Here is a 16,240-nt window from a genome sequence, read left to right as displayed (position 1 = left end):
CTATTTTTGTGTCGGATGTCATTAACAAATTAAATATCTTATTTTTTATATGAGAAATCTATTTATCGTATTTTATTGTCTGGTATCAGCTCTCACTATTAAGGCAAATGGACAGGATAGTTTGTGGAAGATACAGACAACTGATTATCACGGAACTTATTACGGGGCAACAGTTGCCAATGGGGGGATTGGTATCCTGCCGTGGAAAGAACCGTTTTCTATTCGCCATGTCATGCTAAACCATGTTTTTGATTCTGCTACTCCTCAAGATGTGAGTCGTGTTTTACGAGGAATCAATCCATTCAATTTGCAAATGCAAATTAATGGACAGACTGTAAATGGTGATAATATTTCGAGATGGGAACAGTGTATAGATATGAAAGAGGCTACCCATAATACGCACTTCACTTGTGATGGAAAAGCGGATGTATCTTATAGCATCTGTGCTCTAAGAAATTTACCTTATGCAGGACTGGTTCGTGTGGAGGTTGTGGCACTGGGGGATATGTATTTGACAGTGTCAAATCCTATTGAGATACCTGATGAGTATAAAAACATAGGTTCGAAACTGGTCAATGTGAATGTTAATGGGAATGATATAAAAATAGTGCGTACTTGGGCTTTATCAAAATACCGCGAACAAAAAGTTTCAGCTTCTTCCGCATTTATTTATGATAAGAATTCCAGTGTGCAGCAACAATATAATGGGAGTGGTCAGATTTCTATTTCATTAAAGAAAGGAGAGAAATTCTTTTTTACTTTATTAGGTGCTGTTTGTACCGGACGTGATTTTATAGATCCATACAATGAGTCAGATCGTGAAGTGATTTATGGTGCGAAAGAGGGATTGACGCGTCTGATGGATGGGCATCGGAAACTCTGGAACGAGATGTGGAAAGGTGATATTGTGATTGAGGGGGATGATGAAGCACAGCGTACTGTGCGTTTTGCACTTTATAATCTGTATTCCAATGCACGCAAAGGAAGTCGGTTGAGTATACCTCCTTTTGGACTTTCTTCACAGGGATATAATGGGCATATTTTCTGGGATACCGAATTTTGGATGTATCCGCCTATGCTCTTTATGAATCAGGGCATTGCACGAACAATGATGGATTATCGTACAGATAGGCTGGAAGCTGCTTGCCAGAAAGCATTAAGTTATGGATATGATGGGGCTATGTTTCCTTGGGAAAGTGATGATGCAGGAGAAGAAGCGTGTCCGACTTGGGCGTTGACTGGTCCTTTTGAACATCATATCACAGCTGATATCGCCATTGCGGCCTGGAATTATTACTGTATGAGTGGCGATCAGCGATGGTTGCGTGAAGAAGGATTCCCTTTAATGGAGAAAGTGGCAGAATTTTGGGTAAGTCGTGTAGAAAAGAATGACGATGGTTCTTATTCGATTCGTAATGTGGTTTGTGCCGATGAATACGCAGAGGGTGATGATAATGCCTTCACGAACGGTACTGTTATACGCGCATTACAGGATGCTGCTAAAGCTGCTTCCATATGTGGGCTTAAAGCTCCAGTAATTTGGAAGGAAATAGCAGCAAAGTTGCGCATCCCCAAATTTGAAAATGGAGTGACTATGGAGTATGATGGTTATAATGGACAGGTTATCAAGCAGGCGGATGCTAATTTACTGGTATATCCATTGAACCTGATTACCCGTCCGGAAGAAATTCGTAAGGATTTGGAGTATTATGAGGGAAAGATTGACAAAGGAGGCCCCGCAATGTCATTCTCTGTATTGGCTTTGCAATATGCACGTCTTGGTGAAGGGGATAAGGCTTATGAATTATTTGTGCAAAGCTTCCGTCCCAACCAGCTACCTCCGTTCGGTGTACTTTCTGAAGGTGCAGGAGGTACTAATCCTTATTTCTCAACTGGTGCGGGAGGACTTTTGCAGGCTGTAATCAATGGCTTTTGTGGTTTGGAAATTACAGATAGCGGTATTAAACAATTGCCTTCGAAATTGCCAGGACATTGGAAGAAGTTGGTAGTTAAAGGAGTCGGACCGGATGGTAAAACATATGTCCGGCTTCAGAAATGAGTTCAATTTTTTCGGTTGCGTAAATAAGAGTCAGAAGATGTATACTTTGGGAGGGAAATTGAGACTGGAATTTCATTTATTGACCTGTTTTTAATATCCTAAGCTGGTAGAATTCCATACTTTTGTTGCGTATCACACAGGCTACAAAATATTAGCTGTTGCTCAAGTTTGAAAATGAATTATTAGTGTATTAACAGAACCAGTATTTATTTTATTACTGATTCATTTAATTGAATTTACATGAATTTAAAATGCTTATTTTGTGGAATACTTATTGGGTTATATGTTGAGGCTGTTGAAGCCGTCAATTATACTCCAGAAAAGATTTCAGCATCTATTTCCTTAAAAGTACCGGGAAATGAATCGGAAAAATACTCGCTGGATATGCGGCAGTTGAAGAATGACTGTTCATCTTATCTGTTGGAACCTTCCAAAGGTATTCCGATGGTAATAACTCAGAGAATGGAGGATATGAATGGTAAGTTACGTATCAATGTCAGTCTAACTGCATTAGAGGATGTTTATTTTAATTTTAGCGAGCAGTTGTCAACCGGTTTTAATCATGATGATTGCCAGTTCTATATGCCGGGGTTCTGGTATCGTCGCAATCTGCGATCTCCTAAGGAAGCACCTTCATTTCATACATCAGACAGCTGGTTGGTGCGTGAGGATAGATTGAGTGCTCCTCTTACAGGTATTTATTCAGAAAAGGAAAAAAGCTTTGTGACGGTGAGTCGTATAGACAATTTTGCTAATGAGGTTTTGTCTACTCATCGAGAGGGAGAAATCATTCTTTCAGGTAAAACTTCAATAGGTTTTACTGGATTCGAAAATCAGAATGGAGTGGCAACACTTTCTTTCGGTTTTCCTTACCGTGAAGCACCTAAAAGCTATATTCGAAAATTAACATTGGCTCCGGCGGTAGAGGCTTTTCAGTCTCTGAGAAAAGGAGAAACAATGTTACTGACATGGGAGATCTTGGAGAATAAAGCTGATGATTATTCTGATTTTATTCGGAATGCGTGGGAGTATAGCTATGACACTTATGCTCCGGTTCCGGTTGATACTCCTTATTCTATTGAGGATATGAAAGAAGTTATGAGCCGTTTTTTTGTGAATAGTCTGGTGACTGGTAATTCGTTGACTTTTAATTCGGGTATTCATTTGCGGACTGCTGATTGTCAGAGTAACGGTCAGGCAGAAGTTGGTTTTATTGGCCGTGTACTCCTTAATGCATTCAATGCTTGGGAATATAGTTGGCAATGTGGCAGAGAAGATCTGAAAGAAAACAGTATGAAAGTATTCGATAGTTATTTGAAGAATGGCTTTACCCAGGCTGGTTTCTTTAAAGAATCGGTAAACTTTGATAGAGGGTATGAAGATCCTGTACATAGTATTCGTCGTCAATCAGAAGGAGTTTATGCTATGCTTCATTTTCTTGCTTATGAAAGGGAGAATGGCCGTCGTCATCCTGAATGGGAACAAAAGATGAAAAATATGCTCGATATACTTCTGCAGTTGCAACATGAAGATGGCAGTTTCCCCCGTAAATTCCACGATGATTTTACAATAGTCGATAATAGTGGAGGAAGTACACCCTCGGCCACTTTACCTTTAATAATGGGATATAAATATTTTAAGGATAAACGTTATTTAGCTAGTGCTAAAAGGACAGCAGATTATTTGGAGAAAGTCTTGATATCTAAAGCTGACTATTTTTCATCTACTCTCGATGCCAATTGTGAAGATAAAGAGGCTTCTCTTTATGCTGCTACGGCAACTTATTATCTTTCGTTGATAACGAAAGGAGATGAGCATCGTCATTATGCCGACCTGACAAGAAAGGCTGCTTATTTTGCATTGTCATGGTATTATGTATGGGACGTTCCTTTTGCTCAAGGTCAGATGTTGGGTGATATCGGTCTAAAAACTCGTGGTTGGGGTAATGTTTCTGTAGAAAATAACCATATTGATGTGTTTGTTTTTGAATTTGCTTCGGTACTGCAATGGTTGTCAAAGGAATATAAGGAGCCACGTTTTGCCCATTTCGCGGAGGTGATTTCTACTTCCATGCGCCAATTGTTACCTCATGAAGGGCATCTATGTGGAATTGCCAAATCCGGTTTTTATCCGGAAGTCGTTCAACATACCAACTGGGATTATGGCAAAAATGGGAAAGGGTATTATAACGATATCTTCGCACCGGGATGGACAGTCGCTTCTTTGTGGGAGTTATTGACTCCGGGGCGTGCGGAACATTTCTTAAAATGACAGAAATAGGTCAGAAGATATCTCAATTATATTTTAATTTCATTTTGAACGATTTTTTTTAATTATTGGTCTATCTATTTTATTGCATTTTGTATTAGTTGTCTACTTTTGCTCTCACTCAATATGAGATAAAGTATTTATTATGAGTTTTTTAAATTTAATATTATGGACTTGAAGAAAGCATTGTTTGTTTGCTTGTTGTTCTATTATGGAACAAGCGCTAACTCCGCTTTACCGGAACATTCTTCTATGTCTGGTAAGACTAATATGTCGGAGCAAGCGAAAGGTATTCGTATCAGTGGTACGATAACCGATAAGGACAAGAATCCTCTTCCTGGTGTGAATGTACGTGTACTGGAACAGACAGGGACTGGAGTGATTACGGATATGGACGGACATTTTTATTTGAATGTACCCGGAAAGAATTCTGTAATAGAGATTTCGTATATTGGCTTCAAAACTCAACAAATAAAAGTTGGAAGTAAGATTAATTTTGATGTAATTTTAGAAGAAGATATTGAAGCCTTGGATGAAGTTGTAGTTACTGGATATGGTAGTCAGAAGAAAATGTCGGTTATCGGTTCTATCGAGACATTACAGCCTAAGAAGTTACAGGTTGGTGCCACACGCTCTTTGTCTAATAATCTGGCAGGACAGATTGCCGGTGTGATAGCGGTTCAACGTTCGGGAGAACCGGGTTACGATTCCTCGAATTTTTGGATTCGCGGTATTGCTTCTTTCTCCGGTGGGCAATCTCCGTTAGTGTTGGTAGATGGTATCGAGCGCGACTTGAATAATATAGACCCCGCTGAAATTGAATCTTTCTCAGTATTGAAAGATGCATCGGCGAGTGCTATGTATGGTGTACGTGGTGCAAATGGTGTCATTGTTATCAATACGAAGCGTGGTAAAGTAGGAGCTCCTTCTGTCAATTTGCGTGTGGAACATTCTATTGCAGAGCCGACAAAACTTCCGGATTTTATTGGGGCAGCCGATCATATGGCATTGATAAATGAAATAACAGAGAATAAGTCGCGTTTGCCTTTCAGTCAGGAGCAGATTGACAGAACGAGATATGGTTATGACAGAGATTTGTATCCGGATGTAAATTGGCTGGATGAAATAACAAAGGATTATGCTTATTCTACTCGTGCGAATCTGACTGTATCAGGTGGTTCCGATTTCCTGCGCTATTCGTTGGTTGGTTCTTATTTCGGTGAGAAGGGAATCATGGAGACGGATAAGTCTTTGCCTTATGATACAGGAACGAAACTAACTCGTTATAATATGCGTGCGAATGTTGACTTGGATGTGACTAAGACAACAGTGCTGCGTTTAAATGTCGGTGGGTTCCTCCAAACACACCGCAAACAGGCATTTAGTACGGACGATGCTTTTGATAGAGCGTTTATAACTTCTCCTTTCGTGTATCCTGCCCGCTATTCAGATGGGACTATTCCAATTATGGCTATTAATGATGTGAACCCTTGGGCAGCGGTGACACAGCGAGGTTACGACGTAGTTACAGCTTCACAGATTCAGTCACTCTTTGCTATTGAACAGAATCTGAAGATGATCACGCCGGGATTAAAAGCGAAAGTAACCTTTTCTTTCGACCGTTGGAATCAGAGTTCGATTACAAGGGGAAAGGATGCTACTTATCATAGTATTGCTACCGGACGTGACATTGAAGGTAATCTGATTCATTCTGTACTTAAATATGGAGATGACTCTTTGGGACATGGAAATAAAGGGGAATATGGAAATTCGAGGGTTTATTTTGAAGGAACATTAACGTATGCTCACACTTTCGGAAAGCATGACGTAGATGCATTGTTTCTGTATAATCAGCAAAGTTATGATAATGGTAGTGTACAACCTTATAGAAAACAAGGTATTGCGGGTAGATTGTCTTATACTTTCGATAGCCGTTATGTGACGGAGTTCAACTTTGGATATAATGGTTCAGAGAATTTTGCTAAAGGTAAACGTTTCGGCTTTTTCCCTTCTGTGGCAGTCGGATGGTTATTGTCTGAAGAACCTTTCATGGATCGTTTCAGAAATACATTGAGTAAATTGAAATTAAGAGGTTCTATAGGAAAAGTTGGTAATGATGATATCGGAGGACGCCGTTTTGCCTATATAACAACATTGAATACCAATGCAGATAAGTATAACTGGGGTGATACAGGACAGATTGGTCGTACCGGTATTTCAGAAGGAGAAGTTGGAGTTGAAAATCTTACCTGGGAAACAGCTCTGAAAATGAACCTTGGTTTTGAACTGGGATTATGGAATGAATTGGAATTACAGGTAGATGTTTTCAAAGAAAAACGTACCAATATCTTTATGCAGCGTAAGATTATTCCTTCACAGACAGGATTCTTGACTAACCCTTGGGCCAATTTTGGTGAAGTGACTAACCGCGGTGTGGAATTCTCCTTAAACTATAATAAACAAATTAATAAAGATTGGTTTGTAGGTTTCCGTTCTAATTTCACATATGCTATTAATAGGGTGGACGAATACGATGAGCCAGAAACTGTGAAAGGTACATACAGAGGATTGACAGGCCGTTCATTAAATACTTTGTATGGATTGCAGGCAGAAAGATTGTTTACAGAAGATGATTTCGATGCGAATGGTAATTTGAAATTCGGTATACCGACACAGGACGTTGGAGCTTCAAAAGTACGTCCCGGTGATATCAAATATATAGATATGAATGGCGATGGCATTATCACTGATGCGGATGAAGGATACATTGGTGGAACGGTAGACCCGCGTATTGTTTATGGTTTCGGAGGTAATGTGAGCTACAAAAACTGGGATTTGAATTTCTTCTTCCAGGGAACAGGTGATACTTATCGTGTGATTGGTGGAACTACGTATTTCATTCCGGGCAGTGGACAAACATTACAAGGCAATGTCTACTCTAATTATAACGACAGATGGACAGAAGAGAATCCTTCCCAAGATGTATTCTGGCCGAGATTGACGGAGGAACCTAACAGACAGAACTACCGGAATTCTACATGGTGGAAAAAGAATATGCGTTTTATGCGTTTGAAAACGCTGGAACTTGGATATACTTTACCGCAATCTGTAACTGATAAGATACATTCTAAAGCTATTCGTTTTTACGTGAGTGGTAATAATTTATTCTGTTTCTCTCCTTTCAAACTGTGGGATCCGGAATTAAATACGAACACCGGTCTGCGTTACCCGGCTATGCGTTCTGTAATGTTTGGAGTTGACCTGAATTTCTAATTAAAAAAAATGACGATAATGAAACTTAAGAAATATATAGTTGCTGGTTTAATAGGCATCGTATCGTTGGGTTCCTGTACGTATCTTGATAAAGAACCGGATACGGAAATTGATATAGACATGGTCTTTGAGAATAAGACAAAAGTAGAATCATGGCTGGCCAATGTATACAGCCGTATCCCTAATCCGGGTAATGACTGGTTAAATACGTATGGTTGGGAAGTGTTTGCAGATGACTTGACTGCTTCTGCACGTTGGCAGCAATGGGACTGGCCCAATATCACCAAGATTTTTGGTGGATGGACACCGAATACACAATGGGCAGGAAATTTCTGGGATGGTCTTCCGAGAAAAATACGTCAGGCTTATATTTTTATAGAACGTGTACATGCATTACCTGATTCCGACCTTCCTCAGAGAGAAGTGGATTATATGAAAGCGGAAGCACGTTTCCTTGCGGCCTATTATTGGTGGCAATTATTGGAGACATACGGTCCTATCCCATTTAGACCGAATTACATTGCTCCGACTGACTTTACTCTTTCAGATTTAATGGTCGGACAAAGACCTTTTGATGAGATTGTCAGCCATTTGGATAATGAGATGTTGGAAGCATCTAAACAATTGCCTGCTGTATGGCAGAGTGTGGAGAAATATGGTCGTATAACTTCAGTTATGTGTCTAACTGTTCGTGCGAAGATGTTATTATTTGCTGCAAGTCCGTTGGTAAATGGAAATGAGTGGTACATTGGACATAAGAATAAAGAAGGTGAGGAATTGTTCAATTCTACTTATAGCCAGGAAAAATGGGTGAAAGCGGCAGAAGCCTGCAAACGATTGCTTGATGTAGCAGAGCAAGCCGGTTATCGTTTGTACGTAGAATATAATGATGAGGGAGAAATAGACCCGTTTACTTCGCTTGAAAATCTTTGGTTTACGAAATTTCAAGATGGAAATAAGGAGATATTGTTCCCATATACAAAAGAAGATGCTTATCAAAGTTACCAGTTCTATACGAATAAAGCTGTAACTAAAGAATATGGTGGTGGAAATGGTTTAGGTGTATATCAAGGTTTGGTGGACGCGTTCTTCATGAAGAATGGGCTTCCGAAAGACGATGATAATTCGAAATATGTAGAAGAAGGTTTTTCAACGGAGACAGAAACCCGATCTACTAATTGGACTGGTGGTACAGGGCAAAAGGGAGAAATAACTGCCGAAGGTACATATAATATGTATTGTAATCGCGAACCTCGTTTTTATACTACAGTAAGTTATAATGGTTCTTGGTATGCTTTGGCAGAGCGTAAATTCGAATTCTTTAAGAATCAGAAAGATAATGATTATACACATGATGCACCCCAAAATGGTTATTTGGTTCGTAAGAAAGTATATTCACAGGATAATCCGAAGAATGGTAGTTACAAATGGCGTCAAATGTTCCTATATCGTTTAGCTGCTTCCTATTTGGATTATGCTGAGGCTGTTAATGAGGCTTATGATAATAGAGCATCTCGTGAGGATGCATTAAAATATGTGAATAAAGTCCGTGAACGTGCAGGCGTGCGCCAATATACGTTGGATGCCGTAGCGGCAGATGATGCAAAATACATTCATGTAGATGACAATCAACTGGCAGTACGTGAGGCAGTTCGTATGGAACGCCGTGTTGAACTTTGCTGTGAAGGATCACGCTGGTCGGATATCCGTCGATGGAGAATTGTGGAACAGCTCCCGGAGATGTGTGGAGATGATTATGGTATGAATTTCGCAGGAACAAATAGTCAGGAATTTTATAAGAGAACCGTATTCCAGACACGTGTGTGGAAAAGGGCGATGTACTGGTTCCCGGTATATATAGATGAAATGAATAAGAACACGAACTTGGTTCAGGCGCCTTTCTGGAATTAATTAAATGAAAAGCATAATTATGAATAAGATAATGAAACTAATATGCTTGCTCTTTCTTATGTTGATAGTAGCGAGCTGTAATAAAGATCCGGAGTATTACACGCTTGAAACTCCTGTAGATCAGATGCTTTTGAAGGCTTCTTCTTCTGAAATTACTTTGGAGAAAGAAAAAGAGAATGAAGCAGCTGTTATATTTACATGGGATGCTGCAGCTCAACGTGGAGGAGCTGATGCTACTATCACCTATTTTTTCAGAATGTATATGGCAGACTTACACTCTAATGTGACAGATTTGTATGAGATTGAATCGGAAGAGCGTTCCATTAGTTTCACGCATAAGGAGTTAAATGATATACTGGCTTCTTGGAGTATACTTCCTGGGGATAAGGTGACTATTGAAGCAGAGGTTATAGGACAGGTCAATTCATCTGTAGAATACTTGAAACCGGAGTTGTCGAAGACGCAATTGAATGTGATCGGATATGATAAGAATGCTACTGCGATATATATGGTGATGGTGGATGATGCTGGAGAGAAAACTGTTCGCCGAATGACCGAGAAGGTTGTGGGTTCAGGAGTATATCAGTCGACAGCAGAATTGAAGCCATGTGAGTACTTCTTTGCACTTAGTCCGGATTCTGATTATCCATGCTACATGAAAGCTGAGAATGGAGATAATTCTTTGCAATATGTGGCAGAAGCAGGGAATGGTGAGATGTTTGAAAACACAAAAAGCGGTACCTATACAATAGTTGTGGACTTAAATCGTTTGGATGTGAATATCGTTAGTATTTACCCTTTACCGCAAGGTGGGATTTGGATTGTTGGCGATGCCAGTACCATCGGATGGGATTGGGGTAAAATGAAAAAGGAAGGTGCATTTGTGAATAATGATCCACGCCATCCAGAACGTTGGACGTATACAGGTAACTTTTATGGCGGTAAAGAGTTTAAGTTGGCGTTGGAGCCGAATGGAGCAGATTTTGCAGGAAAATTCTTTTTTGCTCCTTCACAAGGAGCAAATCCGGGCGTAGAACATGAACTCGGAGAAGCAAGGTATCAGGATAATGGCGGTGACTTGAAATGGATTGTTGCTGCTGATGGTAAATACATTTTGACAGTAGACCTTAATGAGATGAAGATATATTTGGAGCCGACTGAATAATCTCCATAAGAAGTAAATTAAAATATGAAAATCATGAAAAAACTGTTTATAATACTATATCTGCTTACTAATATATTTGTATTGGGAGCATGTGGAGATGTGGAAAGTGAGGGTGACCCACAACCACGTGTACCGAGAGTAGAAGTGGAATCTGATGATTATTATGTACAGATTACACAGGAAAATATGGATGGGGTTGCTTTTGTCTACCGTTGGCTGGATATAGAAACAGCATCGAAGTATGTTATGACTTTAGGACTGCAGGTAGATGGAGAAATAACTGAAACAATGGGTGTGGAAGATAAAAGCATACTTACTTATAACGGAGTACGCGAACAGCTTTTTACCAATCAACAGATAATGGAATATATGAAAGCTTTTGGAGTGGACGAAAAAGAAGCTCAGTTTAGCATTACATTGAAAGCGTTTCAGTCGGATGGTATGCCAATTACTTCAGAAACGGACAAAGAATCAAAGACTTCCATAATCCATATTGTATTGGGACCTGGTGTTGAATTGAATTCGAGTATGGAATAGATTAGTAAAATTAATAAAAACTGAGAACTTATGTTATACTTACAACATACAATTACGCTTGGAATATTTTCCCTGCTTACATGGGGGTGTGGTAACAGCGATAAACAGAAAGGTGAAGCAGAACAAGCTCCATTGGCAGACAAAGTGTGGTATTCAAATCCTGTCATCGATTCCGATAATCCGGATCCGACAGTGATAAAAGCGGAAGACGGATATTTCTATTTGTATGCTACCGGAGGAAATACATGGATACACAAATCCAAAGACTTGGTTCACTGGACTTATGTGGGCGGTGCTTACGAGGATGATAAAAAACCGTCATGGGAACCGGAAGCAGGTATTTGGGCACCGGATATCAATTATATCAATGGAAAATATGTGATGTATTACTCCTTGTCCAAGTGGGGAGGTGGAGCAACTTGTGGTATTGGTGTTTCTGTTTCGGACAAGCCGGAAGGACCGTTTACCGATCAAGGCAAATTATTCCGTAGCAATGAGATCGATGTTCATAATAGTATCGACCCTTTCTATATTGAAGATAATGGTAAAAAATATCTTTTCTGGGGAAGCTGGTATGGTATTTGGGGTATTGAATTGACTGAAGACGGTCTTGGACTGAAAGGAGGTATTGAAAATGCAAAAGCGACAAAAATACAGGTTGCTGCCAATACTGGAGGTACCAATGCTTATGAAGGATCATATATCTTGAAAAGAGGTAAATACTATTATTTGTTCTGCTCTACAGGTACTTGCTGTGACGGTGCAAATAGTACATACCAAACAGTTGTATGTCGTTCCACCGAGCTTTTTGGTCCTTATTTGAATAAATCAGGTGACAACATGAATGATAATAAACATGAGGTACTGATACACAGAAATGATGCGTTTCTGGGGACAGGGCACAATGCTGAAATAGTGCAGGATGATGAAGGTAAAGATTGGATTATCTATCATGCTTACCGGACTGCCGATCCATCTTTAGGTCGTGTAGTATTGCTTGATAGAGTTTATTGGGATGACGATGATTGGCCGTATCTCGTAGGGGACGGACCGGTTGTGAAGGCGGAAGCTCCGACTTTCAAGAAGAGTAAGTAGTTGACATAGGGTGGTTGTAGCTATGATAACTGCAACGACCCTATTTTATTCTCGAATTATAAATTTATTGCTTTTAAATGTTATCATGAAAAGAGGATTATTGCTTTTACTCTGTGTCATGCAGAGTTTTATATTTGTATTGCATGCGCAAAACACACAGCGAAATATTGCTTATACAGATGGCAATGTAAGATTTACAGTCATTTCTGATGGAGCAATCCGTCTGGAATATGCACCGGATGGGAAATTCGTGGACGATAGATCTCACATCGTTGTGAATCGTAACTATCCCCAGGTAGATTACAAGCTAAAAACAAGAGGAGGATGGGTTGAAATAACGACTTCCAAAATGAAGATGCGTTATAAGAAAAAGAGTGGACAGTTTACAGATAAGAACTTGGTTATCACTGCCTCTAAAGAAATATTACCTTTTACTTGGAAACCCGGTATGCAACAGAAGGGCAACTTGAAAGGAACCTATCGTACATTGGATGGTATGGATGGTGATACACAGACACAAACATGGGTGGCTGATACAAAGAAAGGTGATAAACTGAAACTGGAAGATGGCCTGTTGGCTACGGACGGTTGGACTCTGATTGATGATTCTCAGGGACTTTTGTTTGATGATAATAAAGATTGGGATTGGGTGAAAGAGCGTCCGGCTAATGGCGGACAGGATTGGTATTTCATGGCATATGGACATGACTATAAAGCTGCCTTGAAAGATTATACCCTCTTTGCGGGAAAAGTACCATTACCTCCCCGGTATGCATTTGGTTATTGGTGGTCACGCTATTGGTTATATTCTGACAGGGAGTTCCGTAATCTGATTGATAATTTCCATACTTATCAGATTCCTTTGGATGTATTGGTGGTAGATATGGACTGGCATTATACAGAACAAGGAAAAGGTGGTTGGACCGGTTGGACATGGAATCGTGATTTATTCCCGAACCCAAAGGAGTTTTTGGGATACTTGAAACAGAATGATGTGAAAATCACCCTTAACTTACATCCGGCGGATGGAGTAGCTTCTTATGAAGAAAAATATTCTGGATTAGCAAAAGATATGGGAGTTGATCCTCAGTCCAAACAGACTATTCCATGGATAAATTCAGATAAGAAGTTTATTAAAAATATGTTTAAGAATGTATTGACGCCAATGGAGAAAGATGGTGTTGATTTTTGGTGGCTGGACTGGCAACAAAGGATATATGATCCGAAGGTGAAGAATTTGAGCAACACTTGGTGGATTAATTATGCTTTCTTTAGTAATATGGAAAAGAACAGGGACACACGTCCGATGCTATATCACCGTTGGGGAGGTTTGGGTAATCATCGCTATCAGGTGGGGTTCTCCGGTGATGCAGTTGTTTCATGGAAATCATTAGATTTTCAGCCTTACTTCAACTCGACAGCTTCCAATGTATTATATGGTTATTGGAGTCATGACCTAGGAGGACATATCGGTGAAAGTATAGATCCGGAAATGTACACTCGTTGGTTGCAATTCGGAGCCTTAAGCCCGATTATGCGTACACATTCTCAAAAAAGTGCCGGTTTGAATAAGGAACCATGGGTATTCAACAAAGAATATTGTGATGTTCTTCGTAAGACAATCCAGCAACGTTATGAGATGGCGCCTTATATTTATACAATGGCTCGTAAAGGTTATGATGAAGGATTATCACTTTGCCGTCCGATGTATTATGATCATCCGGATAATAAGGAAGCATATGAGTTCCGTAATGAATATATGTTTGGAGATGATATTCTGGTTGCTCCTGCCACAGCTCCTGCAAAAGATGGTTATGTACAAGTGCGTGTGTGGCTGCCCGAAGGTGAATGGTATGAGTTGCATACAGGTACCTTACTGAAAGGAGGACAAATAGTGGAACGTCCTTTTGCTATTGACGAATATCCGATTTATGTAAAAGCGGGAGCGGTATTGCCGATGTATACAAGAAAGGTGATGAACCTGAACGGTAATGATGAGGAGGTTGTTGTTACCGTATTCCCTGGTGGAAATGGAATTTCGTCCTTTAATTTTTATGAAGATAATGGAAATGATAAGAACTATGCTTCGGAATATGCTGTGACTAAATTAACATCTTTCAGCCAAGGGCAGGAACGAACGATTGTTATCGGTAAACGTGATGGCCGATATAAAGATATGCCTGAATCTCGTTCATTCAAAGTGAAAGTGCTCTCATCACTTGTTCCTCAGTCTGTCACTGTAAATGGTCAACCTGCCAAATATGAATATTTGGGTGAAGAGTTTGCTCTTTCGGTTGATTTGCCTGTTTTGTCATGTGATCAGGAAAAGGTTATTAAAATAGTTTATCCTACGGAAACAGCTGATATGAACGGCTTGTTGGGAGTATCTAGACGAATAGCTAAATCTATGGAGCAGTTAAAATACCGTGATTCATATATTTGCTTTAAGGAAGAATTTGGTAAAATGGGAAGTCTGAGTGAAGCGGTAATCTATGCACCGGAGAAGATCTCTTCTTTAGTTTCCGATTTTTGGAAAAGTTATACTGACCTCCCGGAGGTTTTGAAGCGTCAGGGTTTGAATGACGAAAATAAAGCTTGGTTTTTGCAATCTATTTGCTGGAGCAAGCAATAGTATGAGAAATGTAATAGTGGGGTGATAAAAGCTCCCACTATTTTTTTATATAAGTAATGAAGGGCAAGCCAGATACTACTGTAGTTGATATTTTCTGATGTTGCTCCATTTTAGAAAGAGTTTGTATTTTTATGACCATTTATACAACTATGCTATATGTAATATCACTTTCGGGGGGGGAGATATAGGTTGGATGATAATAGAGAAAAGCACACAACATAAGCTAAAATAGTAAAAGTGCTCCAAAACATACTAGGATAGCTGTTTTATAGGTTTTTGACCTGTTTTTGTCATTTATTGAACCGTTATTTTTATTCTATTAATAGGATAGCGTTTTATTTTGCATTTCGTTAATAGTGCACATTGGAATAATGCATAGTTATTTTTTCTTTTGATTTTTATATTTATTGTTTAACGAATAATTTAATACAATGAAAAGCCTTTTTAAAACAAAAAAAGGAGGGAAACAGGTTAGGTTTGTATTGTTTTCCTTGATTTGCTTGGGTGGATTGGGTAGTTGCATGGACAAAAATGTGGAAGTAAATCTTCCGTCTTATGTAGCTTCTGATCCTAATGTTGAAGTTGTTTTTACTGACTATTCTCCTTTGGAAGGTGCTGTACGCACGAACATGTTTATCAATGGTAGTAATTTTGGGACTGATCCCTCACTGATACGAGTGGTTGTCGGTGGTAAGGAAGCGAAGGTTGTTAGCTCTTCCGGTACACAGATTTATTGTATTGTTCCTTCCCGTGCGGATGGAGGGTCTGTGCAGGTGGATATATTGAATAAAGATAAAAGTTTGAATGCTACCTATACATTTGACCAAAAGTTCTCTTATCAGTATAATGTAGTTGTCGGCACGTTGTGCGGTGTAGTAGATAGTGAAGGCAATACTTCTATTACGGATGGTAATTTTGATAAAGCAGGAACTCAAACTCCTCTTGCCATGTACTATGACGAATCATCAGGCGAACGTTGCATTTATTTTTTCGAGAATGAACATAGTTTACGTAAAATTTATCTAGATAAGGATTCCATAGCTACTGTGATTACTAATGGTGCTGCTGGTTGGAGTAGTGCTCCGAGTGGACTTGGCTGGAATGTGGACAGGGATACTATGTTTGTGAACTGTCCGCAGGGGAATGTAGAACGTGCAGGAGCTTATTACCTACTTCGTAAAGAAAATTTTAAAAACTCTTATCCGGCTTTAAATGGAGATGATTTCAATACATTATTCACGCATCCTATAGATGGTACTATCTTTTTGTGTCGTGGTCGTGATGCTACGCTTCATAAAGC

General features: G+C 39.5%; 9 protein-coding genes. All 9 read left to right on the top strand.

The features are described 5' to 3' along the window. The first annotated feature begins 49 nt into the window (after positions 1-49). Positions 50-2,059, top strand: coding sequence for a glycosyl hydrolase family 95 catalytic domain-containing protein (locus tag AB5217_RS15645; RefSeq protein WP_004311151.1), 2,010 nt, complete (start codon positions 50-52; stop codon positions 2,057-2,059). 240 nt (positions 2,060-2,299) lie between these two features. Beyond that, entirely contained in the window at positions 2,300-4,330 is a 2,031-nt protein-coding gene (locus AB5217_RS15640; protein WP_004311152.1) for a hypothetical protein, read from the top strand. Positions 4,331-4,495: 165 nt separating this feature from the next. After that, positions 4,496-7,600 (top strand): SusC/RagA family TonB-linked outer membrane protein, encoded by a 3,105-nt coding sequence (locus AB5217_RS15635; RefSeq protein ID WP_032845099.1) that lies wholly within the window; start codon positions 4,496-4,498, stop codon positions 7,598-7,600. 18 nt (positions 7,601-7,618) lie between these two features. Continuing rightward, positions 7,619-9,511 (top strand): RagB/SusD family nutrient uptake outer membrane protein, encoded by a 1,893-nt coding sequence (locus AB5217_RS15630; protein WP_004311154.1) that lies wholly within the window; start codon positions 7,619-7,621, stop codon positions 9,509-9,511. A gap of 19 nt (positions 9,512-9,530) precedes the next feature. Further along, positions 9,531-10,676 carry a SusE domain-containing protein gene (locus AB5217_RS15625; protein ID WP_004311155.1) on the top strand — a complete coding sequence of 382 codons (1,146 nt, stop codon included), beginning with the start codon at positions 9,531-9,533 and terminating at the stop codon, positions 10,674-10,676. Between the two features lie 24 nt (positions 10,677-10,700). Continuing rightward, positions 10,701-11,213: a hypothetical protein gene (locus tag AB5217_RS15620; RefSeq protein WP_032845100.1), complete on the top strand. Its 513-nt coding sequence runs from the start codon at positions 10,701-10,703 to the stop codon at positions 11,211-11,213. A gap of 30 nt (positions 11,214-11,243) precedes the next feature. Beyond that, positions 11,244-12,308, top strand: a complete 1,065-nt coding sequence (locus AB5217_RS15615; RefSeq protein ID WP_008646550.1) for a family 43 glycosylhydrolase — start codon at positions 11,244-11,246, stop codon at positions 12,306-12,308. Positions 12,309-12,393: 85 nt separating this feature from the next. Next, a complete protein-coding gene (locus tag AB5217_RS15610; RefSeq protein ID WP_004311159.1) occupies positions 12,394-14,940 on the top strand; it encodes a glycoside hydrolase family 31 protein in 2,547 nt (848 codons plus the stop codon). A 431-nt stretch (positions 14,941-15,371) separates the two neighbouring features. Next, positions 15,372-16,240 (top strand): IPT/TIG domain-containing protein (locus tag AB5217_RS15605; RefSeq protein ID WP_368117369.1); only part of this gene is annotated, 869 nt, incomplete at its 3' end.

It is taken from the genome of Bacteroides sp. MSSM.1001136sp1_RTP21357st2_D2_RTP21359_211015, assembly GCF_040913205.1.
GTDB lineage: Bacteria > Bacteroidota > Bacteroidia > Bacteroidales > Bacteroidaceae > Bacteroides > Bacteroides ovatus.
Note: the sequence above shows the minus strand (reverse complement) of the source record. Positions and strands in the feature narration are given on the sequence as shown.